This is a genomic window from Geodermatophilus sp. DSM 44513 (genome assembly GCF_032460525.1).
GTDB lineage: Bacteria > Actinomycetota > Actinomycetes > Mycobacteriales > Geodermatophilaceae > Geodermatophilus.
Genome location: NZ_CP135963.1, coordinates 1,119,286 through 1,142,797 on the forward strand (window position 1 = coordinate 1,119,286; position 23,512 = coordinate 1,142,797).

Here is a 23,512-nt window from a genome sequence, read left to right on the forward strand (position 1 = left end):
CGAGCGTTTGAGGGGTTCGCGGCTCTTCGCGAAGGTGAACATTTTCGCTGACGAGCCCGGCGATCTGTACTTCGAGGATGTTGAGCTAGCGCCGGAGGATTCCTCGAATTGGCTGTCCGGCGATCGGAGTATTGATTGACGACCGAAGTGACAGTGCTGGATGTTGGCCACGGCAATGCGGCGGTCGCTCAGGATGGCGATGAGGTGGTCGTCGTAGATGCTGGTCGGGGTCCCACCTTGCTAGATCAACTAGAGACGCAAGGTATCTTAACGGTTAACCACCTGGTCCTGTCGCATGCCGATGCCGATCACATCGGCAGTGCGATCGCTTTGCTTTCGAGTCACATCGTCGTTAAGAAACTTTGGTATAACGCAGATGCGCAAAAACAGAGTCAACTCTTCGAAGACTTGAGTACGTTGGCGTCGGACAAGAGTGACCGGGGCGAGCTCAATGTATCAATGAGTCTCAACTCGGCCGCCAAAGGTGAAATATCGACCGAAAATCTGTCCTTCGAAATCATGCACCCAAGTGTCTCGTGGGCGAGCACGGGCCCTCGGGACGCAAGTCATCGCGGTGGCGAGCTGACATCAAACTCGATGTCAGCCGTCGTGCGGATTTCAGGCGGCAGTAGGTCTGTCCTGCTTTGCGGCGACATGGACTCTCGAGCCCTACTTCATCTGCAGCAAAGGAATATCGACTTAACGGCAGACGTCCTAGTCTTTCCGCATCATGGGGGCCATTGCGACGGAGACGATCAAACATTTGCTCGTGAGCTCGCGGGCGCGGTGCAGCCTGCCTCGGTCGTATTCTCACTGGGCCGCGATGGCTACTCGAATCCACAGCCAGACATCGTCTTGGGCGTACTCGAGGGCTCTCCTGCGAGTCATATCGCCTGTACGCAACTGAGTAAACGGTGTCATCCCACAGCGGTCGCTCGAGATGGACACCTGGCCTCAGTACCCGCAGCGGGGCGTGGACTCGGCAAGTGCTGCGCCGGTAGCTTGCCGTTTGCTCCCTTGACTGACTCCCTGTCGTCGCCGGATCTCGTGAGCCATCTTGATTTCGTGAAGGCGAACGTCGACACACCGTTGTGTCTCAATCTTAGACGAGCGCGGGATATGCTCGACTCGGACGATCCGATAGCTTCCGTATAGGCTTGCGTGGTCCGTGTAGTCAGGGTAGGCGCCGCGCCTTGAGGCATCGGTGGCAACAGGTGTGCGCGGCTACGGCGGGCATCGCGGGCCGGGCCATCGTTCGAAGCGTCGCGGCGCCTCTCCCTCGCGGCAAGCAGATTCCGGGTCTGCACCGCGGTGCTGGCGGTGGCTTGCTTCGGTGAGGCCAGGCGCCTTCGCTGCCGCCGTCCTCCTCCGGAATCGTGAGAACGCCGGTCCGCTCCGGCTCGTCGAGGCGGAGGCAGGCGAAGCGGGTCGATCACCATGTGTTGTTTCATCGATTACTGATCTCGTTTCAGGAGCTGCGCTAACGACCAGGCATATGTGGCTGCAACGGTAGTTGCAGTCGACGTACTCCGATCTTGGTCCGCGTTCGTGCGCCGTCGTCCGGTGAAGTGGCGGGCCCCCTGCTCAGCAAGCCCTTTCCTACATCCGCGGACGTCGGCGAGCGCCGTTAGGTCGGCCTGGCAGATTGGGGGTCAGGGGTTCGAGTCCGGTACCTCTACCCGGACCAGGGCTTTCATCAAGAGGCCCGGTCGATCCCGTCTCTAGTTGCTGTTCGGCTTGCAGTTGACCCGGGCTTACTCAGCAGCGTCGAGCATGAACTCAACGGTGACCTAGCCATGCAAGCGTCCGTCGGCGCCCTTATGGATCTTCGACTCATCGTTCGATGCGTGGCTGGCCGGGATTGCCACTACCGTAGCCATCCCGGCCAGAGCGCCGTGGTCACCGCAAGTAGGCCATGGATTGCTTGCCAGGATCGGTCGGTGGCTTTGGGGCGCCGTCCTGGCGGTCGGCTCAGTACGGTCGCGGCGGAGGTGAGTCCATGACGGTCAACACGGAGACGGCCCATGCCCGGCTGCGCTACGGGCTCGCGACAGCCGTCCGCGCGGACTGCTCGGCGGCCCGGGACCCCGCCAACCTGACAGTTATCCGCTCCCTGACGGCTATCCGCGACGACGCGTGGATGGACCGGACCATCCACGCCGACGTACTCCGCGGGCTGCTTGTTGAGGGCGCCGCCGAGGCGGGGCAGCGCTTTGAGCTCGTTGGAGCGCGCGTCGTCGGGGTACTCGACCTGCAGGGGCTCACCTTGCCCCGGATTCTTTCCTTGCGCCGATGCCTCTTGGACCGCGTCGAGCTAGGACACGCAATTGCTGGCCGGCTCGATCTCTCGGGATGCCATGTCCGAGACTCGGTCGCCGCCCCGGATCTCCGGGCCGCCGGCCAGGTCTCGCTGCGCGGGATGACCGTCGAGGACGGAATCAACTTGGGAAGTGCACGGATCGATGGCACGGCGGATCTCCGAGATGCGAGGCTGCGCAGCCGTGAGCCGGACGCGCTGATCTTGACTGGTGCCCGCATCGGCGGAAGCGTGCGACTCGACGGCGCTTACATCGATGGCGTGATCGCCGCCATGGGCGTCCGGATCGACAACGGGCTTGTCTTGAATGGCGCGACGGTCGAGGGGCGCCGCCGCCCCGTCGCGGAGTCGCAAACTTCGGTCACGCCGCGATTCGGCAATCCTGCACCGACAACGTGGGCTCTTCTTGCGGACCACGCGATCATCGGAGGCGCAGTCAATCTGTCCCTTCGCCCGCACGCTCTTGAACGACGGGCCACTTGGTCCACTAACTCCGTCAGAATCAACGGAGGGATCGCATTCTTCGCGGCGACGATCGGCGGCAACGTTGTAGCTGATTACGCCTACCTGCGCGCCGAGCGCGGCTACGCACTGACCCTTGAGACGGCGACCGTCGGCGGGGCCCTCCTGCTTCGCGGCGCCACCATCAAGGGCGGGGTTCGGCTCTTCTCTGCGAAGGTGACCGCGGCCATCGAGTGCGACGACGGGGCTTTCGTGGGTGGCCCCCTTACCGCCGCCATAGATGCCCAGTGGTGCACTGTCGACGGACCGGTCCTCCTCCGCAACGGCTTCGATGCGGAGGGAGGTGTCGACGCCCTACGCGCGAGCATCGGTGGCAACCTGGAGTGTAAGGGCGGTCACTTCTACGGACGCCCTCCCGCCAAACTGTCCAAGGATGATCTTGGGAAGCCGGCCCTCAATCTCAGAGACGCGACCGTCAACGGGAATGTGTTCCTGACCCATCCCTTCACTGCCAAGGGTGCGGTCGTGCTGCGCGGATCCGATGTCTCAGGCAGCGTCAATGCCGTGGGCGGATCTTTCGAGAACCGCGGTGACGTGGCGCTCGATGTTGCCGGGCTGCACATCGAACGGGAGCTCGACCTCACGGGGGTCACCATCATGGGAGACCTTGACCTATCCCACGCACAGGTCACCAGCTTCTTCGACGACCGGCACAGCTGGTTCCGCAGCAACGTGAGCGCCGGAGCAACGACCGCCCAAGCTGAAACGCCGCCCGCTCATCTGAAGCTCGAGGGTTTCTAGTACGAGTCCTTGCAAAGCCCCGACCTGTCGTGGAAGGACCGCGTGGAATGGCTGCGGTTGCAACGCCGCGCTGCTCTGCCGCAACCCTTCCTGCAGCTGGCCGCTGCTTACTGGGCCGGCGGGAGGGAGCGCGAGGCCAGAAAAATCCTAATGGCGCGCCACAACGAGGGCCTTCGACTCCGGAACATTGGGCGGCAACTGTTGCGCATCACCGTTGGCCACGGCTATGAGCCTCTCCGCGCGCTGCTGCTGGCATTCGCGATCTTCAGTGCCGGGTGCGTCGTCTTCAACTACGGCGCTCGCCACGAACTTCTGGTCCCATCCCGAACCACAACGGCGGTCAGCTCCAACTGCGACGCCAAGACTTATCCGTGTCTGTCGCCCTATGTCTACAGCCTGGATACATTGCTGCCGGTCATCAATCTGCGCCAGCGGGACCACTGGGTGCCTGACCCCGAGGACGGCCAATGGGTCGCAGTCTTTGCCTGGACGTCGACCGTCCTTGGCTGGGTTCTCGGGCTACTGGTGGTCGCGGGGTTTAGTGGGCTTGTCCGCCGCGAGTAGCAGTGCCCGGGCGCGTCGAACGGCATAGGGGACGGGGCAGGCTTCCGTGCCCCGACGTGTCTGACCGCTGCATCGACCGGTACATGGCACCGCCCGTCGCATTAGATTGCGCCGCCCCGCCGGGGTTCTGGGTCCAGAGGGCTCGGCGGCATTGCCGGGGTGGCAGCGCAGGACGAGGCCTCGGGTGACGATGTCGCTGTGACGCAGCAGGAGCGCATCGACCAGGACGTCCTGCGTCGCCGCGGTCAGGTTGCGGTGCTGTCCGGCTTGGCAGCGGGCGACGACGTCGATGACCAAATTGCGGCAGCAGCTCCCAGCCACGTGCCCGGTTGGCTTGCGCCGGATCTGGCCATCCTCGAGTTGGCCGTCACGGCGCTCGACCTCGCGTGTCCGGCTGGCGCTGGGCCGCTGGAGTACGAGGGGCTGTGCGAGCGCTACCTGCCGGAGGTGACGTTCCGCGGCCGCGTCGAGCTTCGCAACAGCCAATACGCCCTGTACGCCGCCGGCTGCATGCGCGGCTGCATTTGCGGCGGCCTGCAGCCCGACATATTGAGCGACGCCGGCTGGTGGGGAACCCCGCTGTGGCAGTACGCCGTCTGCGCCGTCGTCATCTACAGCCGTGCCGCGGCCGAGCGCCTCTCGGTCACGGCGGAGGAGATCGCTCGGCGGATTGCCGCTCGGCACAACCTCGAGCTCACCGCGAGCCGCCCGGCGTGACCCATTCATGACCCACGCAGTGGAAAAAGATGGGACATAAGAGGATCAGACCGGGGCTTTCGGAAGGCCCTTCAGAACTCCTCCAGTATGCCTACGGGGCATCTGACGTGCGGTTTCACGTGGAGCGGGTGACCGGGATCGAATCGGCATGGCCAGCTTGGAAGGTCGGATCGGGCTCTGCTGGTCAGCCGCCTATGCGCTTCCTGGAGGTCCGCTCCTGACGCACGTGCCCTATCGCGTCCTACAGCTTGCAACCCGGAGAGTTCCAGACCGTCGGTGGGTGACCTGTGGCCGCGCTGAGCATGGCGACGATGGCGTGGGCAATCTGGGCGCCGCGGACGTCGGCAGCTTGCTGGTACAGGAACGCGGCGACGGGGGAGGAGCGGACGAGAGGCCGGGTGAACTGGTTGCAGCGGCTGCTCGCCCAGCCGTCACAACGAGTTCCGCTACCTCAGATGCAAGACGTGTGTGGCACTTGATCTCGGTCGGTCTCCAGTAGCGATCGGGAGCCGGATGGCCCGGTGGAGCGAGCACCGGGATCGACATCGAGGCCCCGGTCGAGGGGGTCTGGGAGGTGCTGCGCGACGTCAAGCGGTGGCCGGAGTGGGCGCCGACGGTCACCTGTGTGCAACGCCTCGACCAAGCGCCGCTCGCCGTCGGGTGCCGGTCCGCGCGAAGCAGCCCCGGATCCCCTAACCGAGTACGTCGTGACCGAGCTGGAGTCGAGCCGCTCGTTCACCCGGGTGGCCACCGGCCCGGGGCGTCCGCACCACCGTTCGGCACCCGCTGGAGGGGCTCGCGAGCCGCGGCACACGCGTGACGCTGACGGTGGAACAGGCCGGCCCGTGCACGTGATGATGGGACGGTCTACCGCCGCCTCACCGATCGGTACCTGACCGCTGAGACCGAAGGGATCGAGGCGAGGAGCCAGGGACGAATGTGGCGTCCGGCCGGCGCCCGAGACCCGGGGGGCACGAGGTGTGTTGGAGGTCGATCTTGGAAATTCAGGTTTCCAGGTGGGCTCAAGAACGCCCCCTCGTCGCTTCGAGTGGTTCATCGCGGTCGGCACGCACACCCGTGCCGAGGGCGACGAGGCGCCGAAGCCCTGGACCGAGCTTGCCTTCCCGGATACGCCTCCTCCTCGTGCCGCGGGGGAGCCGGATCCGTTCTGTCCACCCCAGGGCTACGCCACTGAGGCGGTACCAGGCGAACTGGCTGCCGCACCTCGGACCGTCGTTCTTCACAAAGTTCTTCTATTACGTCGACGCCGATGGCACGTCCGGCGATGTGGGACGCGCCTTGATTCTCGACCAGTTCGTGGCTATCGGACTCAACTACCTGGAGGGCTGGGGCCTCAGTGAGACGGGGCCTTGGCCGGTTGGCGTATACGAGCGCTGGTTGGACTACGCCCAGAATCAGGCAGCGGAGCCTGACGGGCCAGGAAGCCCCGCTGTCCGGACGGACGCGGTTGAGATGGCGGTGTTTTGGCTCGGGCGGCGGGTGGCTGCCGCCCCCAAGCAGGGGCGGTCGGAGCCGTAGTCCTTCCGCCCAGGCGGACGGGCACCTCGTCCGTGACTAGCATCGGGCTGACGAGCGAGTCGAGGGGGTTGTCGGTGGATCGAAACGAGAAGAAGCGGACCAGGGACAAAATCGGACAGCATCTGGATGTCTCTGGTACACGCCTGACTGACCACGAAGCCAGCTTCCTGAGTGCTCTAATCGACGACTACGACGAGACGTATCGGGGCAAGAGCGAGACCCATCGATCCAGCCACGATGGCTGGAGTTCGGACGGAAAGTTCACTCGTACGGAAGAGTGGACGGACACCTTCACCGATGACATCGGTATTCGTCAGGACTACAGTTACCACGACGACGACGGCCAGAGCGGGCAATCTTCTACCGAGATCAGAGACGCTCGAGGCGTCCTCAACTGGTTCAGAGATCGCCGCTAACTAAGGTAAGCGCTGTGCGCTATTCCGGCAGCGGAGCCGGCTTTCTGGCAGCGCCATAGATCTGCTGCACGACCTTGACCCACATTGAGCGCGCCATTGCGACGCCCTGTCTCCTTCGGAAGATCCTGGCGTGGGATGCCCCCGACGCACACCGTTGCACCATGGGGACAGCCCTTGACGACTTGGGCTACTGACTCTGTGCGTCGTCTTCCTACACAATGCGTTACGACCGTCCGATTAGGCAATCGGGTCAGGCCGTCTCGTAACGTGCTCATCGAGCTTCGCCGACCCGGTCACTCCCTCAGGCGCTAGTCTTCTCGGACTTTGCTCGCAGGCTTAGGTTAAGAGCGCGGGGGACTGGATAATGAATATTGCCTTCGCCGGGTTGACGGCCGCTGGAAAAACCACGCACGCAAAAGTGCTGGCCGAGCAGTTGAACTACGAATACGTTTCAGCAACCGAAATCATCGCCGACATACTTGGCCTGACGCAAGCCGCTGCACCTCGGCTCTGGTTCACGAAGTTGGGCGAGATCAACGCAATGCGTGAGGCAAGTGACTCCCTCGACGAAGAGCTCGAATCGCGGCTGATACAAAAGGCCAGAAGTAGCGACCATCTGGTCTTGGACACCTGGGCGATGCCATGGATCAGTGAGAGTCCGGCGGTCAACGTATGGATCGAGTCGAGCTTCGTGACCCGAACCTGGAAGTGCTATGTGTCCCAGGGCTGTTCGCCGGCCTTGGACATGCTGGAATGCTCCGCCCTCGTGGCCGATAAGGACGAGACGACTCGTCAAATCTTCATGCGGCGGCATGGCTTTGACCTGTTCACCGATAAGGGACCGTTCCAAGTGATCGTCGACAATACGACCCTGCTTTCGGCACCGACACATGAAGCGTGTCAGCGTGGTATTGCTGCGTTCGCGCCGCAGGTCCTCGATGCGGTGACCACGGCACTCAAGCGTCCCTCGCGCTTGCACCCACGGCCGACGACAACAGAGGAAGACCTTCTCGGCGGCTCTGTTGCCTGACTCGCGCCAGTCGCCGGAATTCGCGCAGACATTGTTCCGCCTTTATGCCGAACGTGCAGCGCAACACGAAAGCGCCCTGCGTAGGGTGACCGACAGTCTGCAGGCGATAACCCGGGATCGAACCTGTTTCACCGTCAGCCAGCAACGCCGCATCCGCGTGGAGACAGGGCGAATCAAGGAGCCTGCCCGCCTACTCGCCAAGGCGCAGCATAGTAAGTATGCCGAGGTCATCAAGGACCCGGAGGACGTTTTCCGCGTGCTTACCGACGTCGTCGGAACACGGGTTACATGCAATACGGTCCAGGACGTGCTCTGTATGGTCGAGGCCATCAAGCAGTCGAAGACCCTGGCTCTGCCGGGTCACCTCCCGCCTGAGAAGTGCGCGGAGGACTACATCACCAATCCAAGGCAGAGCGGATACCGCGCGGCCCACCTGTTAGTGAGCGTTGACGTGCCGGCTGGCTCGGACTATTCCGCAGTCGTGTGCGAGATACAAGTCCGCACCCTTCTGCAGCACGCCTGGGGGGAGTTGACACATGAGGATACGTTCAAGCCTGAGGTGAAAGTTCCGGGCCTCGTTACGACGCTTAGCAAGCGCCTGGCTACGGCGTTAGCTGTTCTTGATGAAATCGCCCAAGATTTGCGCGATGAGCTCGCTAAGATCGAAGACGAAGTCGCGCAGCCGGTGGAGATCCACAAGCCGACTCCAGGGACCGGGGCCCGCACCAACGGGAAACTGTTGCGCGCTGTCTTCGCTGAAGTCATGGGCCGAGAACTCGCGGTGGCCAACCCAGAACTGGAGCGGGCCCGCTCCCTGTTTGGAGCGGCGCCCTTGCTGAACCGCGACCAGGTATGGGCGGCGATCAGCGGGACGCGGGACTTATCGAGCTCCGTCTTCGCGAAGCACCCGGTGCTAGTTCCTGACAGCGAGTTCTTGTTTGCCGCGGCTGCCTGGCCTCTCGGTCCTAACGCAGTCGAGGGGCGCCTGACCGATGTGGCGACACGGCTGGAGGCGCGCATAGATGAGATGCATGAGTTTGAGGAACTCTACGCAGCCGGGCACACACATGTCGGGACGGTCGTACGGGTGAAGCCGCGCTACTCGCTAGTGCAGCTGACAAGCGGGGATACGGCGACGATGTCGGCGAGGCATATCGAGGCAGGCGGAACGTCCTACGTCAATCTCGAGGACTACGTGAGCCCGGGGTCGACGATTCGTGTCGAAGTGGTGAACGCCGACGCGGATCGGCGGAGGATTGAAGTGCGGCCAGCCGACGGCTTGGCTCGGCTTCGGTGAGGGATGGAGGGCCCTCGGTCGACTCCACGCTGACCGTCGACGAGGCCAAGCGTGAGCAGGTGGCACTTCGACGCCAGTTGCGCGTAGAACCAATGGACTTCCGAAGTGTGCGCTTCGCCCTGGCTATCGGCGTTTCATACTCGGTCCGCGACAAGGAGGCGGTGGCGGTCGCGATGCCAATGCGGTTAGACGGAACGCCAATTGATGAATCGCACATCATAGTCTCTCGACAGGCGTCGGACTTTCCGTACATCCCCGGCATGTTCGTGTACAGAGAAGGGCCGGCAATTTGTTCCCTCCTGAACGGGCTGCCGGGCTTGCCGAGCCTGCTCGTCTTTGACGCCCAGGGGACCGCGCATCCTCGTCGGTTCGGTCTTGCCGCCCACATCGGCGTGCTGTACGACGTTCCCACGATCGGCCTTACACGGAAGCTATTAATCGGTCGCGCGCCGGCCCTGGCCGAGACCGACGGCGCGAGGAGCTTCATCAAGGACCGTGAAGGTAAGGTCGTTGGCCTGGCTTGCCGCTTACGGTCCCGCTGTGAGCCGATCTATCTTTCGCCGGGGCATCGTGCTGATATGTCGTCGCTTGTTGGCTACGTCGAGGGCATAAAGTCAGTTCGTAGCTGTTTCCCTGCGGCGCTGGCCTTAGTGCATGAACGGGCGAACCACCTCGCCAACACCGGACGAACAACCGATGGCTTCTAGCTCCAGGAGGATGATGATGGCTGACAAGCTGACACTGATTACGGGGAATGCCGGAAAGGCGCGAGAGTTGGGGGACCTCCTTGGCTTTCCCCTTGCGCACGAGAAGTTGCGACTGACTGAGAAGCAGGCTTTGGATGTAGCCGAGGTGGCTCAAGATAAGGCCGCTCAGGCCTACGACCAGTTGCAGCGGCCGGTTCTGGTTGACGACACGGGCCTTACGGTTCTGGCTTGGAATGGCCTTCCGGGCGCTCTCATTGCATGGTTCCTAGATGCTGTCGGCAACGACGGAATCCTTTCGATGGCAGCCTCGCTCGGTGATCGACGGGCTTCGGTAACTACCGCGCTAGGGTATGCGGACGAGAATGGGCCGCAGGTGTTCACTGGCACGCTGTGGGGAGCGTTGGCGGACCAGCAACGGGGCTCCAACGGTTTCGGCTACGACACGATATTCATCCCCGAGGGAAATCCAAAGACGTTCGCGGAACTGAGCGCAGAACAGAAGAATGGAATCTCCATGCGAAAGCTGGCTGCCGAGAAGCTGAGGCAGCAGATCGGTGAGCGCTTCGTCTGAGGACACCGTCGGGCCCGAAACGAGTACTGGGTCGCCATGTCGACCCTCGGGGCGGGCAGCGTCCTCTTCTGCCGTGCGCGGCTGGACTGCGGACTGATGCCGCGCCCGTTGGCCGTTTGGGGGGACGCCGGATATGCAATCTTCGCCTTCCGTGGCGTCCTGCAGCTCGCCGGTCACGAGGTCGGTGTACCGAGGTCGGTACCGGGAGGCGTGTTCGTAGGGGTAGGCGATACCTACCTGCTGGTCAACGGCTTCGACGGCGGCGCCACGGCGGGTGCTCGGCGGATCTCCCGTTCTGGACGTCGCGACCGCCTCAGCCCGACGGAGTGACGGGACGGATCGCCGGGCCGTCCTCGGCTGATCGGAGGAGGTGCCGGGGGACGGCTGGATGGACGTCGACGCCTGCAGTTCCTTAAGTGATGCCATCGAACTTGAGCGCTGGGAGCCAACCTTCGGTGCTTCGCATCTGAGCGCGTGTGCTCAGCGTGGCCAAGGGATGGCGATCGTGGTTGCAGTCGTGGTTGCAGTTGGGGCCGTACGCGGTTGTGCGCCGACATTCGTAGTCGTCCGTAATTGCACGTCAGCGGCTTACGGAACGGCAGTGAACTGCTGCGAACGCGATCATGACGGCCTGGCAGTGTGGGGGTCAGGGGTTCGAATCTCCTCAGCTCCACCCCGATGACCAGGCCGTCCTCCCTCGGGAGGGCGGCCTGAGTCGTCTCCGGTTGCAGGTGGACCGGCTCCACCCGCCGGCAGCAGGCTCCCCGTCCGGTCGGTGGCCTCGCGGCCGAACCCCGGCAGGACGTGGAATCGCGGCACCTCCGTCACCCCGCGCCGGACGGACCGGGATCACGGGTGCAGCGGCTCAGCCGCCGATCTTGCGCTCCAGCGTCCGTCGTACGGACTCCGTGGCTGGCGCGGAGGCGTCCTGGGTCATCGAGTGCAGCATGGTCAAGAAGCGCTCGCAGACCTCCCAGCCGTCACGGCGGGCGCTGATCGCCGCGTGGTCCTCGGCCGGCTTGCCCATCGCGCGGAGCGCGTCGAGGTAGTGGGTGACGAACCGCTCGACCATCGACTCGTCCATGGGGACGTAGGAGGCCCCGCCGTGGACGGTGCCGCCGATGTAGGCCAGGTCCTGGGCCACGTCGCCGATCTCGGCCCACTCCCAGTCGATGAAGCCGACCCGGTCGCCGTCGAAGACGACGTTGCCGACGACGAGGTCGCCGTGGATGAAGCTGAACCGCTCCACGACCCCGCCGGCCTCCTCGCACCGGTGGACGTAGCGGCGCACGGCGGGGAGGAGGGCCGTCACCCGCGGGTCGTCGACCAGGCCGGGGTGGTGGGCCTGCCACCAGGCCAGGCCCGCCTTGAGGTGCCCGTCGAGGCTCAGTCTCTCGACGGTGGGGCTGTCCACGGGCCCGGCCAGGGCCTCGCCGACGTCGTGCAGCACGGCCAGGGTGTCGGCCACGCGCTCCGGGTCCGCGGCCGTCCACGCGGCGGCGGGCTTGACCGTGCCGGGGACGAAGGTCGTCAGGACGTAGCGGGCCCCGAGCGGGTTGTCCTCGGTGTCCCGGTACGTGATGCCGCGGGTCCCCACGCCTCGGGGCACGCGGGTGAGGGCGGCGAACTCGTCGGGCATCGGCCGAGGTGCCTCGTCGGCGGGGCGGTGCGGGATGCGCAGCAGGAACACGCCTGAGGGAGCCGTGACCCGCCACGCGGTGTTCGTGTCCCCGCGCCCCAGGTGCGAGACCTCGACGTCCTGACCGGGTTCGTGCCCGGGGATGGGTACCGCGCCACCCGTGAGGAGGTCGGTCAGCTCCCGGCCGTCGGCCGCGAACGGCTCGGGTCTAGACCTCATGCGGAGGAGCTTCCTCGACGTGGCCGAGTGGTACGACGACGTCCGTGCCGCGGGATCAGCGGGACCGCTGCTGACGCCGGGCGATGAGGACGAGGCCGCCCACGACGACCACGATCGGCACCCACGACGGCAGCCCGAGCGGTCCGAGCAGCAGGCCCACGACGGCGAGCACGAGCTGGAAGCCGAGGACGAGGCCCAGCGCCACCAGCACCCAGAAGATGACGGGCTGCTCGGCGCGCAGTCGGCGCAGGTGGTCCACGGTGGCTCCTCGGTGGGTGTCAGGTGGTGCGGGTGGCCGGCGCAGCCGTCCCGGGACGGCGGGGACCGACCGTGCACCGCAGAACGTCCCGCGGTGCCCACGGCGTTCCCGCCCGCGTTCCGGCCGGGAGTAGGTTCGCTCAGCGACGCCGCGCTCGTCCGCCGCAGGGTGTGGTGGCCGGCGACCGCGCCCGACCCTCAGGACGACGGGCGGCCGGTCAGCCGCGCTGCTCGGCGCGGTGCGTCCGGTGGTGCACCCACAGCACCAGGCAGCGCAGGGCGGCGAAGCCCTCGGGGGAGGCGTAGCCCTGCTCGAAGCGGGCGGCCTCGATCAGCGCCTCGCTGTCGACCGACCCACCCCCGGCGAAGCGGGCGAGCAGCTCCCCGGTCAGCGACCGGCTGCTGAACAGCCGGGCGGTGCCGAGGGCCACGGCGTCGGACACGGTCAGGCTGAACGGAGGGTGGGCCATGGCGGCCCGGCGGTCGAGCAGCTGGGCGACCTCGCTGTAGACCTGCGCGTCCGTGGCGGGGATCCCGCGGGCGGCGACGTCCATCGACGGCTCCTCTCCGGCGTGCGGGGGTGCTGGCCCGACCGGCGGTCAGGCCGGCCGGAGGGGGACCACGGACGCCGGGTCGGGCACCCGGGTCAGAGGGTCGAAGGCGCGCAGGTGCCGGGGGTCGGGGTCCTCGCCGCGGTCGAGCACGTAGCAGGCCGCGATCACCCCGGCGCGGTCCTCGACGATGCGCCGGATGACCTGGTCGACCGTCTCGCGCACGCAGTAGGTGTCGCCGTCGGTCGTGACGACGACGGTGTCGTGCCCGCCCTCCACCCGCTCGATGTGGTCGGGGTCGAGGTGGCAGAACTCGCCGGTGCGGCGGGTCAGACCGATCATCGCGGTCCTCCTGCTGGGCGGGGCATCGGGCCCCGGCGGCTGCCTCAGGGGTGAGGTGTCGGTGGCTTCGGCACCACGGCCGCCGGGGTTGAGGCCGGACGGCGCCCTCCGCCCCGTCGGGGTGAGGCCGCTGGACCGCCCGCCCGGCCCGCCTCCTCCCTCCGGGTGAGGCCGGCGCCCCTCGCTCAAGGCGCTCCGGGCCACCGCCGATCACCCGGTCAGGTGACGCCGGCTCCCCGTCGGCGTCCTGCCGCACGCAGAGGAGGAGACGTCGTGTCCGAACAGTCCGTGCTCGTCGTCGAGGACACCGAGGAGATCAGGGAGCTGGTCTGCACGGTCCTGCGCCGGGCGGGGATGGACGTCCGCGCGGTCGCCTCCGGCGCACAGGCGCTGGTCGAGGTCCGCCGGGCCGTCCCCGACGTCGTCGTCCTCGACCTGGGCCTGCCGGACGCCGACGGCACCGAGGTGTGCCGGCAGATCCGCGCCGAGAGCGAGTGCTACGTGCTGATGCTCACCGCGCGCGCCGAGGAGGTCGACCTGCTGATCGGGCTGGCCGTCGGCGCCGACGGGTACATGGCCAAGCCGTTCTCCCCTCGCGAGCTCGTCGCCCGGGTGCAGGCCATGTTGCGCCGGCCCCGGGTGCCCGCCCCCCGTCCGGCGCCGCCGGAGGAGTCGGTGCTGCGCCTGGCCGAGCTCGAGGTGGACGGCGACAGCCGCGAGGTCCGGGTGGACGGGTCGGTCGTCGACCTCACCCGCACCGAGTTCGACCTGCTGGCCGCACTGGCCTCCCGGCCGGGCCGGGTGCTGCAGCGGGAGACCCTGCTGCGCGAGGTCTGGCAGACCGACTGGGAGGGCAGCGTCCGCCTGGTCGAGGCGCACATGTCCAACCTGCGCCGCAAGCTGCAGGCCGCGGGCCTGTCCTCGCCGGAGATCCGCACCGTGCGCGGGGTCGGCTACCGCCTGGTGGCCTGAGAACCCCTGCGCCGCTCAGCAGGTCAGCACCGCCGTCAGCGTGGAGCTGGCCGTCCACCCGTAGGTGGTCAGCGTGGTCACCTGCGCCCGGGGCTCGTACTGCAGGACGCTGGCGTCGGTGCGGAGGGTGATCGACCGCGCATCGGCGGGTGTCTCGGCGATCCCGACGGTCGTTCCGTTGCTCAGCCGCGCGGTGACCAGGTAGCCCGACACCCCGCGGGAGCCGCTGCCGACCCAGGAGACGGTCGCGGTCAGGTCGGTGTCCTTCTCGATCGTCGTCCGGGTCTTCTGGTTGGGCCCCGGGCCCGGCTTCTCCGACGTCGTCTTGCTCTCGACGTCGGTGTCGCTGTCGGCGTAGGTGAAGTCGACGTCCTTCGACGTCACCTTCCACTTCTTCGTCGTGGAGTCGTAGGTCAGGACCTCCGTCGTCGTCTTCGTCACCGTGGTGCAGCTGTCCTTCTCCGTGACCCCGGTGGGCGGCGCGACCGTCCCGGTCGACACCGGCGCCGTGCCCCCGGCCGCCTTCGTGGTGAACGACGCCCAGGCCGGCAGGACGCCGGCGACGAGGGTGGCGAGCACCAGCAGGGTCAGCACCAACGAGCGGCGGACGACGGTCACGGCGGTTCTCCTGGTGGGCTGCGTGGGGGCGGGGGACGGGGCCGGGACGCCGGCGGTCAGCACGTGAGCACCTGGCTGAGCTCCGACCGGGCCGACCAGCCGTACTCGGTGAGCGTGGTGACGGAGAACTGCAGCTGCATCCACAGCATCCCGGCGTCGTAGCCGCCGTTCATCGTGGTCACCCAGGGCCAGGTCCAGCTGACCGGGAGCCCCCCGCTGCCCCAGAAGTGCAGCGAGCCCAGGTAGCCGTTGACGCCGCGGGCCGTGGTGCTCGGCGTCCAGCTGGACGCGATGCGCAACTCCGTGTCCTTCGTGACCGTCGTCGTCGTGCTGTCGTTGGGCCCCGGGCCCGGCGCAGGTGCCGACGTGGTGCTGCTCTCGACGTTCCGGTTGCTGCGTGCGGGCGTCGAGGTGGTGGTCCGCTCGGTGGTCGTCTGCTGGCCGGTCACCGGGTCGGTGGTGGTCGTCCGCTTCGTCGTGGTGGTGGTCGTCCAGCAGGACGAGGTCACCACCAGGTCGGTCGGCGGGGCGACGATCCCGGTCGCCACCGGCACCCCGCCCCCGGATGCCTTCGTGGTGAACGACGCCCATGCCGGCAGGACCCCCGCGACCAGGACGGCGAGGACCAGGACGGTCATCACCAGGGAGCGGCGGACGGCGGTCACGGGGGTCTCCGGGGAGTCGGGGAGCGCGGGTCAGCGGGCGGTGCCGGCGCGCTGGACGCCGGCGAAGGTGAGGGTCAGGGTGGTGCTCTGGCCCTGGAAGGCGTTGCCGGCCGTGGTGGGCAGGGTGAGGGTGACCAGCAGGTGGTCGGCGCCGCCGGGCTCCAGGCTGGCCGGGGCGTCGAGGGCGTGGTCGCCGACGACGGCGCCCGCGGTGGTGATGGCGCGCTGGTTGCCGGCGCAGGTGTGGGTCGGGCCGGCGGCCTCGGTCCAGGGGACGGTGCACGCGGTGAGAGCCAGCTGCAGGCCGTTGACCTGGTCGCCGGTGAGCACGGTGGCCGAGCCGGCGGTGACGCCGAGGCTGACGCTGGACAGCGCGCTGGTGCCGTTGTTCTCGAGGGTGACGGTGCGGGCGATCGAGTCGCCGGGCACCAGGTCGGTGACCGGGGTGTCCAGGCGGGTGGCCGGCTGGCTCAGGTCGATGTCGACGTCACCGGAGGTCAGCGTGGCCGACACCGGGGTGGTGGTGTCGGTGAAGGTGCCGAAGGTGCCCAGGCCGGCGACGGCGGTGGCGGTGCCGATGACGGCCAGGGAGCCGAGGACCTTGTGGGTGGTGGTGGCGCGGGTGCTGCGCATCGGGTGTCTCCTGCTTCGGGCCAGGTCGGGTGATCCGGCGACAGGGACGACTCTCCGGGGCCGACCGCAGGTCACCCGCCCCGTTCCCGCAAGGGATCCACAAGTTCGCCAGGCCCGGCCGGCGGCCGCTCAGGCGCCGGCGACGGCGGCGAGCTCGACGACCAGCTCGTGGGCGAGGACGCCGCGGCGGGCGTCCTGGGCGATCGCGCGGCACACCGCGGCGACCTCCGGGTGGCCCAGCTGGGCGCTGGTCCCGGCCAGCGTGGCCGAGGCCTGTGCGAGGGCGGTGGCGTCACCGGTGCGCGCGCCGTCGGCGATGGCGGTCAGCCGGGCGGGCAGCGCGGCGGCGTAGAGCCGCTGCAGGCGGTCCATGAGCTCGGTGTCGACGTCGTCACCGGGTGGGTCGTCGGCGCCGGGGCCCTGCGGGCCGGCCGCGCGGCGGTCGAGCAGGGTCAGCAGCAGGCCGGCGTCCACCGGCTTGGGCAGGCAGGCCAGCGCGCCGGCCTGCAGGGCGGCGGCCCGGTCCTGCGCCCCGGCGTCGGCGGTGACGGCGAGCAGGTGGGCCCGGCAGCCGACCAGCCGCAGGCGGCGCAGCAGCGCCGGTGCCTCGCCGGCGGGCACGTCCAGGTCGGTGACCACGAGGTCCAGGTCGCCCCGGCGGGCCAGCGCGAGGGCCTCGCGGGTGTCGGTGGCCTCCCGGACGTCCCAGCCGGTGACCCGCAGCAGCCCGGCGACCAGGGTCCGGCCGGGAACGTCCGGGCCGACGACCAGGGCGGTCGGGACGGCGCTCACGACGCCTCGTCGGCGCGCGGCCGCCAGATCCCCAGCAGCAGCCAGCCGGCCAGCAGCGCGGGGACGCCGTAGACGAGCGCGGAGCTCACGGCCGGGTCGCGCAGGGCGGTGATGGCGTGGCCCAGCTCGGGCACCACGGCCCGCACCTGGTAGGCGGTGTCGCCCTGCAGGACGGCGGTCCAGGGGTCGACGTGGTCGTTGGCGTCGCCCTTGGTCCGGACGCTCACGGTCCCCTCGGCGCCGCGCTGGACCTCGACGACGCGGTGGCTGACGACGCGGTGGTCGTCGATGGGGATGTGGTAGGTGATGACCATCCCCTCGGTCACGTCGGCGACCGCCAGCGGGGTGGCGACGACGACGTCGCCGGGCTGGATCTCCGGCGCCATGCTGCCGGTCAGCATGGTCATGGTGCGGTAGCCCGTCAGGTGCGGGCCGACGGCCAGCAGGGCGAAGGCGAGGACGGCGACCGCGACCAGGGCCCGGGTGGCCCAGCGGCCCACCGCGGCGACCAGCGGGCGCAGCGCCGGGAGGGCGCGACCGGTGGCCGGGCGCAGCGCGCGCGCCGCACCGGGGGCGGGCATCGGGATCGCGGTCATGTCGGCTCCTCCGTCTCGTTCGCGGTGGTCAGCGGGTTCTGGTCAGCGGCCGGCGGTCAGCGGGTGGTGGCGGCGCGCTGGACGGCGGTGAAGGTGAGCGAGAGGGTGGCGCTCTTGTCCTGGAAGGCGTTGCCGGCCGTGGTGGGCAGGCCGAGGGTGACCAGCAGGTGGTCGGTGCCGTCGGGCTCCAGGCTGGCCGCGCCGGTGATCGGGCGGCTGCTGACGACCCGGCCGGTGCTGATCGCGGTCTGCGTGCCGGTGCAGGTGTAGGTGGGGCCGGCGGCCTCGGTCCACGGGACGGTGCAGGAGGCCAGGGCCAGCTGCAGGCCGTCGACCGCGTCGGTGGTGAGGACGCTGCCGGAGGTGGCGGTGGTGTCGAGGGTGACCGAGGACAGCGCGCTGGTGCCGTCGTTGGTCAGGGTGACCGGGCGGGACAGGGTGTCCCCGGGCACCAGGTCGGTCACCGTCGCCGGGATGGGGGTGGCCGGCTGGGCGAGGTCGATGGAGACCGTGCCGGAGGTCAGCTCGGTGGAGACCGGGGTGGTGGTGTCGGTGAAGGTGCCGAAGGTACCCAGGCCGGCGACGGCGGTGGCGGTGCCGATCACGGCCAGGGAACCCAGGACCTTGTGGGTGGTGGCGGTGCGGGTGCTGCGCATCGGGTGTCTCCTGCCTCGGGCCGGGTCGGGCGATCCGGCGACAGGGACGACTGTGCGGGGCCGACCGCAGGGCACCCGCCCCGTTCCCGCAAGGGATCCGCAAGATGAAGGACCCCCGTGCCCCCCACCGCTCGCGAGCTCGCGGCGGGCCCCTGCACGGGGGCCGCCGAGCGAGCCTCCGGACGGGGCGGGCGGCGGGCCCGGGTGCGGCTAGCGGGGCAGGGTGAGAGTGAAGGTGGTGCCCTCGCCCTCGACGCTGGCGACCTCAAGGGCGCCGTCGTGCGCGGTGGCGATCGCGCGGGTGATGGCCAGGCCCAGCCCGACACCGGGCACCGCGTGCCGCCGCGCGGTCGAGGCGCGGAAGAAGCGGGCGAACAGCTTCCCCTGCTCCCCGGTGGGGATCCCGACGCCGGTGTCGCTGACGGCCAGGCGGGCCGCGGGGACCGCGCCGTCCTGTGGTGCGTCGACGACCGCGCCGTCCGGCGTGCGCCAGGCCGCGTGCAGCGCCAGGGTGACCCGGCCGCCGGCCGGGGTGAACTTCACCGCGTTGGAGACCAGGTTGTCGCACGCCTGCCCGAGCCGGACGGCGTCACCGGGCACCCGCAGGCCCTCGTCCGGCAGGTCGAGCACGATCTCCACGCCGGCGGCCCGTGCGGTCACCCGGGCGGTCTCCTCGGCGGCGCGCACGACGGCGACCAGGTCGACGTCCCCGGGCTGCAGGGTGAACCGGCCGGCGTCCACCTGCGCGGTGAACAGCAGGTCGCCGACCAGGCGCAGCAGGCGCTGGGCGTTGCGCTCGACGGTGCCCAGGTACCCGCGGACCTCCCCGCCCAGCTCCGGGTCGTCGAGGACCAGTTCCAGGTAGCCGAGGATGGAGGTCAGGGGCGTCCGCAGCTCGTGGCTGATCAGGCTCACGAACTGGTCCTTCATCCGCTCGGTGGCCCGCGCCTCGGTCATGTCGGTGCCGACGAAGTTCCAGCCGGCGTGCACGCCGCGGTCGTCGGTGCGGGGGGTGACCGCGACGGAGACGGTGAGCTCCTCGCCGTCCGCGGCGACGTAGGTCCAGTCCCGGACGTCGCTGCCCTGCTCCTGCGCCACCCGCACCAGGGCCGCCAGCCCTCCGCCGGCCTCGGCCAGCTCCTCGGGCAGGTGGAACTCGGTGATCGACCGCCGGCGGACGACGTCGGCGCGGGGCAGGCCCAGCATCCGCTCGGCCCCCGGGTTCCAGACGCGCACGATCCCGTCCACGTCGGTGCCGATGATCGACTGCTCGGTGACCGCGTCGATGACGCTGGTCATCGTCTGCGCCCGGGCGGTCAGCATGCGGGTGGCGACCTCGAGCTCCTCGTCGCGGTGCTGCATCTGCGCCAGCAGCGCGGCGTTCACCGCCCGCAGCCGGGCGAGCTCCTCCTCCACCGCGGTGCCGACGGCGGTCACGCGCTCACCCCGGCCGTCAGCTCGCGCACCCGGGTGACCAGCCCGGCGACGGAGAACGGCTTGGCCAGGTGCGCGTCCGCCCCGGCGGCCAGGCCGCGGGCGACGTCGTCGGGGGAGGCGCCGGCCGACAGCAGCAGCACGGGGATGCCCGCGGTGGCCGCGTCACCGCGCAGGGCGGCGCAGACCTCCAGCCCGGTCGCCCCGGGCATGGAGACGTCCAGGACGGCCAGGTCGGGCGGGTCGGTGCGCGCGGCGGCCAGCGCCTGGGTCCCGTCGGCCACCTCGGCGGCCACGGTGCACCCGGCGCGGCGGACGGCGAGCACCACCAGGGCGCGGATGTCGTCCTCGTCGTCGGCGACCAGGACGCGCGCGGGTGCGGTCGGCACGGTGGGGCTCCCTCGTCCGGACGGTCGGCGTCCTGGACGACGTCGGCGCGCGGCCGCGCGCCCTGCAGGCCACCGGCGGCGCCCTCACCCCATCGGGGGCCACGCAGCACCGCGCCCCGCCGGGTGACCCGGCGGGGCGCGGTGCGTGCTGGCACGGCCACCCCGCGGGGCGGCCGTCGGTGTCAACTGCCGGACTGGCTCTGCACCGTCTGGCGGGACTGCTGGGCCTGACCCTGCACGTCCTGGGCCGCGGACTGGCCCTCCTCCTTGACCGTCTGGGCTGCGCCCTGCGCGGTGGACTTGACCTCCTCGACGGCCTGCTGGGCGGCGGGCTTCAGCTGCTCGCCGACCTCCTGGGCGGCCTGCTTGGCCGGGGCGAGGAGCTCGTCCTTGTGCTCGCGGACGGCGGTCTCGGCCTGCTGGGCGAGCTGGCGCTCCCGCTCCGACGCCGGCAGCAGGCTGGCGACCAGCCAGCCGACGCCGAAGGCGATCAGACCCGCGGCCAGGGGGTTGCCCTGGGCCTGCCGGACGATGGTGTCCGGCGCCTGCTGCACCGCGTGCGCCGCCTGCTGCGCGGCACCCTGCACGGAATCGGCGGCACCCTGGGCCGTCTCCTGCACGCTGCCCGCGGCGCTCTGGGCCCGGTCCTGCACGCTGCCGGCCGCGCTCTGCGCCCGGTACTGCGCGCTCGACCGGGTGTCCTGGGCGCTGCCCATCACGCGGTCCTTGACCGAGGAGAACCGGCCCTTGGCCGCGGTGACCCGACGGTCCATGACGCGGGAGGGGTTCACCTTCTCGTTGAGGGCGTCGACGTCGTAGCTCAGCTCGCGCTGGGTCTGCTCGATCTGCCGGCGGATGACTTCGGGGTCGTTGCTGGTGGTCATGATCGGTGCTCCGGTGTCTGGAGAGGCCGCGAGGCCGTGGTCAGTGGGGCTTGAGGGCGCCGGGGACCTCGGACAGGGTGTCCACGGTCCGCTCGGGCTTCGGGTTCACCTGCTTGAGGGCCTTGCGACCCATGCTCAGGCCGACGGCGGCGGCGATGCCCCACAGGACGGCCACGATCAGGCCGGCCAGCCCGGTGTCCATGAGGTTGTCCAGGAACCACATCAGGGAGTGGGACAGGAACAGCAGTGTGAGGAACCCGGCCAGGCCGGCGTAGACCATCAGCCCGACGCCCTTGCCGGCCTTCTTGGCCTCGGCCTGGACCTCGGCCTTGGCCAGGGCGACCTCCTGGCGCATCAGCGTGGAGAGGTCCTTCGCGAGCTCGCCGAAGAGCTGACCGACCGAGGTGCCCTCGATGTCGGGACGACCCTCGGCGGTCGTCGGCGTGCCCATGGTGCCGCTGTGCCCGCCGTAGGCCTGGTCGGGGGCGACCGCGTAGTTGGCCTCCCCGTACGGGTCCTGGCCGCCCTGTGGAGTGCCGACCGGCGTCGCGCCGGAGTAGGGGGAGCTCATGGTCAGACCCCCTGACCCGGGCGGCTGGTCGACTCGTCCCAGCCCGCGGGGGTGGTCGGCGGGACGACCGCACCGGCCGGTGCCGTCGTCCCGTAGGGCGGCGGCGGGACGGGCGTGCCGGTCGCGGCCGTGCCGCTGTAGCCGGTCGTCGTCTCGTAGCCGGTGGTGGGCTCGTAGCCGGTGGTGGCGGTGCCGTAGCCGGAGTAGGCCGGCGCGGGGTCGACGTAGTTGGTGTCGGCGTAGCTCGACCGGTACTGCTGCCCACCGGAGGTCGACGACCCGTCGGTGTGCGCGGCCTTGACCCCGCTGGTGAGCCGGCCGGCCAGCACGCCGGTGAGGGCGGCACCGAGCAGGAAGGCCCCCGGGCGGCGGCGCGCGAAGGCGCGGACGTCGTCGAGCAGGTCGGCCGGCTCCCGGTTCTGCAACCGGTCGGCGAACTGCTCCACGTAACCGGTGGCCTGCTCCAGCAGGTCGCGGACGGGGCCGGGGGCCGCCGCCTCGCCGTTGGCCATGCCGCGCAGCTGCGTGACCACGCCCTGCAGGCCCTCGGCGGCCTTGTGCTGCTGGCTGGTCACCTGCTGGCGCAGCTGCTGGCGGCCCTGCTGGACGAGGTCCTGGGCCTGGTGCTTGGTCTCCTGGGCGACCTGCTTGGCCTGGTCGGTCGCGGTCGAGGCGACCTGGCTGCCGGCCTGCGCGGCGGTCTGGCCCACGTTGCGGGCCTCGTCCTTGGCCACGTCGCTGGTCGACGGGGAGCCCGTCGTCGTCGTGCCGGTCGTGGTCGCGGTGACCGTGGTGCTCCCGCTGCTCGCACCGGAGCCAGGGGAGGGCGGCGGCGGGAACGGGCTGTCGATGGAGTGGGTCATCGTTCCTCCTCGGCGGATGTCGTGGTCGGATGCGCCGGTACCCGTGAAACGATCACCCACACATGGCGGGGGCCCGCCGTCGCGGCCCCGACCCCGGTGCCTCCCGCGCGCGACGGGCACGGGGGCGTCCCGTGCCGCGGGCGGTCACGCGCGCTCGGCGGCCTCCCCGCCGGTCGCGGTGCGGGTGGGTTGCGCCGCCGGCTCCTCGCGCAGGAACAGGTACCAGTAGGACGTGCCGACGAAGACCACGGCGCCGACCAGGTTGCCGACGCCGGCGAGCAGCCAGTTGAGGCCGATGTCACCCCAGCCGATGCCCGGGACGCCGGCGAACACCGCCGCCGGCAGGAAGAACATGTTGGCCACCACGTGGTCGAAGCCCATCGCGACGAAGGCCATCACCGGGAAGAAGACCGCCAGGATCTTGCCCGACACCGTGGTCGCCGCCAGCGACATCCAGACGGCCAGGCAGACCAGCCAGTTGCAGCCCACACCGCGCAGGAAGGTCTGCCAGGCGGACTCCCCGAGCGCCTTGCCCTCGGCGATCGCGGCCAGCCGGTCGTGGGTGAGCCCGGCGCTGCCCGACGCACCCGGGGCGCCGATCACCCCGGTCTGCACGGCCAGGAAGTACGCGACGACGAGGGCGCCGAGCAGGTTGCCCAGCAGCACGAGCGTCAGGTTGCGGGCGACCTCGCCCATGCCGAGCCGGCCCTGCATCGCGCCGAGCGGGACCAGCAGCATGTTCCCGGTCGCCAGGTCGGATCCGGCGACCAGCACGAGCACCAGCCCCAGGGTGAAGGCCGCGCCCATGAACAGCGTGGGCAGCGTCCCCCAGGTGGTCGGGTCCAGGCCCGAGGAGACGGTGATCGCCACGAGCGCGCCGAAGGCGATGTAGGCCCCGCCGAGGAAGGCCGACACCAGGACGCGGTCCCAGCTGCGGCTGACCTTCTTGGCGCCGGTCTCACCGGCCACCTGGGCCATCTCGGGGGGCTGCCGGTCGGACATGGGCACC

General features: G+C 69.4%; 28 protein-coding genes. 12 read left to right on the forward strand and 16 right to left on the reverse strand.

The genetic code is table 11. The features are described from left to right. Positions 1-135: 135 nt before the first annotated feature. From RTG05_RS05395 to RTG05_RS05435, 11 genes are all read left to right on the forward strand, one after another. A complete protein-coding gene (locus tag RTG05_RS05395) occupies positions 136-1,155 on the forward strand; it encodes a ComEC/Rec2 family competence protein (RefSeq protein ID WP_166527778.1) in 1,020 nt (339 codons plus the stop codon). 844 nt (positions 1,156-1,999) lie between these two features. Continuing rightward, positions 2,000-3,580 (forward strand): LbetaH domain-containing protein, encoded by a 1,581-nt coding sequence (locus RTG05_RS05400; protein WP_166527779.1) that lies wholly within the window; start codon positions 2,000-2,002, stop codon positions 3,578-3,580. A 42-nt stretch (positions 3,581-3,622) separates the two neighbouring features. Then, positions 3,623-4,144: a hypothetical protein gene (locus RTG05_RS05405; protein WP_166527780.1), complete on the forward strand. Its 522-nt coding sequence runs from the start codon at positions 3,623-3,625 to the stop codon at positions 4,142-4,144. A 198-nt stretch (positions 4,145-4,342) separates the two neighbouring features. After that, on the forward strand, positions 4,343-4,861 hold the full coding sequence (locus RTG05_RS05410; RefSeq protein WP_166527781.1) for a hypothetical protein: 519 nt from the start codon (positions 4,343-4,345) through the stop codon (positions 4,859-4,861). A gap of 544 nt (positions 4,862-5,405) precedes the next feature. Next, positions 5,406-5,681, forward strand: a complete 276-nt coding sequence (locus RTG05_RS22310; RefSeq protein WP_396349635.1) for an SRPBCC family protein — start codon at positions 5,406-5,408, stop codon at positions 5,679-5,681. Between the two features lie 323 nt (positions 5,682-6,004). Continuing rightward, positions 6,005-6,400: an 8-oxoguanine DNA glycosylase OGG fold protein gene (locus tag RTG05_RS22315; protein ID WP_396349624.1), complete on the forward strand. Its 396-nt coding sequence runs from the start codon at positions 6,005-6,007 to the stop codon at positions 6,398-6,400. A gap of 74 nt (positions 6,401-6,474) precedes the next feature. Beyond that, complete coding sequence (locus RTG05_RS05415) at positions 6,475-6,816, forward strand: hypothetical protein (RefSeq protein WP_166527782.1); 342 nt, start codon at positions 6,475-6,477, stop codon at positions 6,814-6,816. A 364-nt stretch (positions 6,817-7,180) separates the two neighbouring features. Next, positions 7,181-7,846, forward strand: coding sequence for a cytidylate kinase family protein (locus RTG05_RS05420; RefSeq protein ID WP_166527783.1), 666 nt, complete (start codon positions 7,181-7,183; stop codon positions 7,844-7,846). Positions 7,847-7,931: 85 nt separating this feature from the next. Beyond that, entirely contained in the window at positions 7,932-9,143 is a 1,212-nt protein-coding gene (locus RTG05_RS05425; protein ID WP_166527784.1) for a RelA/SpoT-related domain-containing protein, read from the forward strand. A gap of 59 nt (positions 9,144-9,202) precedes the next feature. Beyond that, on the forward strand, positions 9,203-9,850 hold the full coding sequence (locus tag RTG05_RS05430) for an endonuclease V (RefSeq protein ID WP_396349636.1): 648 nt from the start codon (positions 9,203-9,205) through the stop codon (positions 9,848-9,850). A gap of 16 nt (positions 9,851-9,866) precedes the next feature. After that, complete coding sequence (locus RTG05_RS05435; protein ID WP_166527786.1) at positions 9,867-10,421, forward strand: non-canonical purine NTP pyrophosphatase; 555 nt, start codon at positions 9,867-9,869, stop codon at positions 10,419-10,421. Positions 10,422-11,286: 865 nt separating this feature from the next. Here the strand turns inward: RTG05_RS05435 and RTG05_RS05440 are convergent. The 4 genes from RTG05_RS05440 to RTG05_RS05455 all read right to left on the reverse strand — a co-directional run bounded on the left by RTG05_RS05440 (position 11,287) and on the right by RTG05_RS05455 (position 13,430). Continuing rightward, positions 11,287-12,279, reverse strand: coding sequence for a phosphotransferase family protein (locus RTG05_RS05440; RefSeq protein ID WP_166527787.1), 993 nt, complete (start codon positions 12,277-12,279; stop codon positions 11,287-11,289). Positions 12,280-12,334: 55 nt separating this feature from the next. Then, positions 12,335-12,538: a hypothetical protein gene (locus RTG05_RS05445; protein WP_166527788.1), complete on the reverse strand. Its 204-nt coding sequence runs from the start codon at positions 12,536-12,538 to the stop codon at positions 12,335-12,337. A gap of 217 nt (positions 12,539-12,755) precedes the next feature. After that, positions 12,756-13,091, reverse strand: a complete 336-nt coding sequence (locus tag RTG05_RS05450; RefSeq protein ID WP_166527789.1) for a hypothetical protein — start codon at positions 13,089-13,091, stop codon at positions 12,756-12,758. Positions 13,092-13,136: 45 nt separating this feature from the next. Beyond that, positions 13,137-13,430, reverse strand: coding sequence for a flagellar FlbD family protein (locus RTG05_RS05455; RefSeq protein ID WP_166527790.1), 294 nt, complete (start codon positions 13,428-13,430; stop codon positions 13,137-13,139). A gap of 273 nt (positions 13,431-13,703) precedes the next feature. On the opposite strand from RTG05_RS05455, the gene RTG05_RS05460 reads away from it, so the two are divergent. After that, complete coding sequence (locus RTG05_RS05460; protein ID WP_166527791.1) at positions 13,704-14,402, forward strand: response regulator; 699 nt, start codon at positions 13,704-13,706, stop codon at positions 14,400-14,402. Between the two features lie 15 nt (positions 14,403-14,417). Here RTG05_RS05460 and RTG05_RS05465 read toward each other — a convergent pair whose 3' ends face one another. From RTG05_RS05465 to RTG05_RS05520, 12 genes are all read right to left on the reverse strand, one after another. Further along, positions 14,418-15,020, reverse strand: coding sequence for a hypothetical protein (locus RTG05_RS05465; protein WP_166527792.1), 603 nt, complete (start codon positions 15,018-15,020; stop codon positions 14,418-14,420). A gap of 56 nt (positions 15,021-15,076) precedes the next feature. Beyond that, positions 15,077-15,685 (reverse strand): hypothetical protein, encoded by a 609-nt coding sequence (locus RTG05_RS05470; protein WP_166527793.1) that lies wholly within the window; start codon positions 15,683-15,685, stop codon positions 15,077-15,079. Between the two features lie 30 nt (positions 15,686-15,715). Further along, complete coding sequence (locus tag RTG05_RS05475; protein WP_166527794.1) at positions 15,716-16,318, reverse strand: TasA family protein; 603 nt, start codon at positions 16,316-16,318, stop codon at positions 15,716-15,718. Between the two features lie 129 nt (positions 16,319-16,447). Then, positions 16,448-17,110 carry a response regulator gene (locus RTG05_RS05480; RefSeq protein ID WP_166527795.1) on the reverse strand — a complete coding sequence of 221 codons (663 nt, stop codon included), beginning with the start codon at positions 17,108-17,110 and terminating at the stop codon, positions 16,448-16,450. Then, complete coding sequence (locus RTG05_RS05485) at positions 17,107-17,706, reverse strand: signal peptidase I (protein WP_208104809.1); 600 nt, start codon at positions 17,704-17,706, stop codon at positions 17,107-17,109. The genes RTG05_RS05480 and RTG05_RS05485 overlap by 4 nt, the downstream gene beginning before the upstream one ends. Before the next feature lie 56 nt (positions 17,707-17,762). Next, a complete protein-coding gene (locus tag RTG05_RS05490; RefSeq protein WP_166527796.1) occupies positions 17,763-18,362 on the reverse strand; it encodes a TasA family protein in 600 nt (199 codons plus the stop codon). A gap of 210 nt (positions 18,363-18,572) precedes the next feature. Next, complete coding sequence (locus RTG05_RS05495; protein WP_166527797.1) at positions 18,573-19,799, reverse strand: sensor histidine kinase; 1,227 nt, start codon at positions 19,797-19,799, stop codon at positions 18,573-18,575. Further along, on the reverse strand, positions 19,796-20,185 hold the full coding sequence (locus RTG05_RS05500) for a response regulator transcription factor (RefSeq protein WP_166527798.1): 390 nt from the start codon (positions 20,183-20,185) through the stop codon (positions 19,796-19,798). Before RTG05_RS05500 ends, RTG05_RS05495 begins: the two co-directional genes overlap by 4 nt. 182 nt (positions 20,186-20,367) lie before the next feature. Continuing rightward, positions 20,368-21,069, reverse strand: a complete 702-nt coding sequence (locus RTG05_RS05505; protein ID WP_166527799.1) for a DUF3618 domain-containing protein — start codon at positions 21,067-21,069, stop codon at positions 20,368-20,370. Between the two features lie 40 nt (positions 21,070-21,109). After that, complete coding sequence (locus tag RTG05_RS05510; RefSeq protein WP_166527800.1) at positions 21,110-21,640, reverse strand: phage holin family protein; 531 nt, start codon at positions 21,638-21,640, stop codon at positions 21,110-21,112. A gap of 2 nt (positions 21,641-21,642) precedes the next feature. Beyond that, positions 21,643-22,503 (reverse strand): hypothetical protein, encoded by an 861-nt coding sequence (locus tag RTG05_RS05515; protein WP_166527801.1) that lies wholly within the window; start codon positions 22,501-22,503, stop codon positions 21,643-21,645. A 144-nt stretch (positions 22,504-22,647) separates the two neighbouring features. Then, positions 22,648-23,505 carry a formate/nitrite transporter family protein gene (locus RTG05_RS05520; protein WP_166527802.1) on the reverse strand — a complete coding sequence of 286 codons (858 nt, stop codon included), beginning with the start codon at positions 23,503-23,505 and terminating at the stop codon, positions 22,648-22,650. Positions 23,506-23,512: the final 7 nt, after the last annotated feature.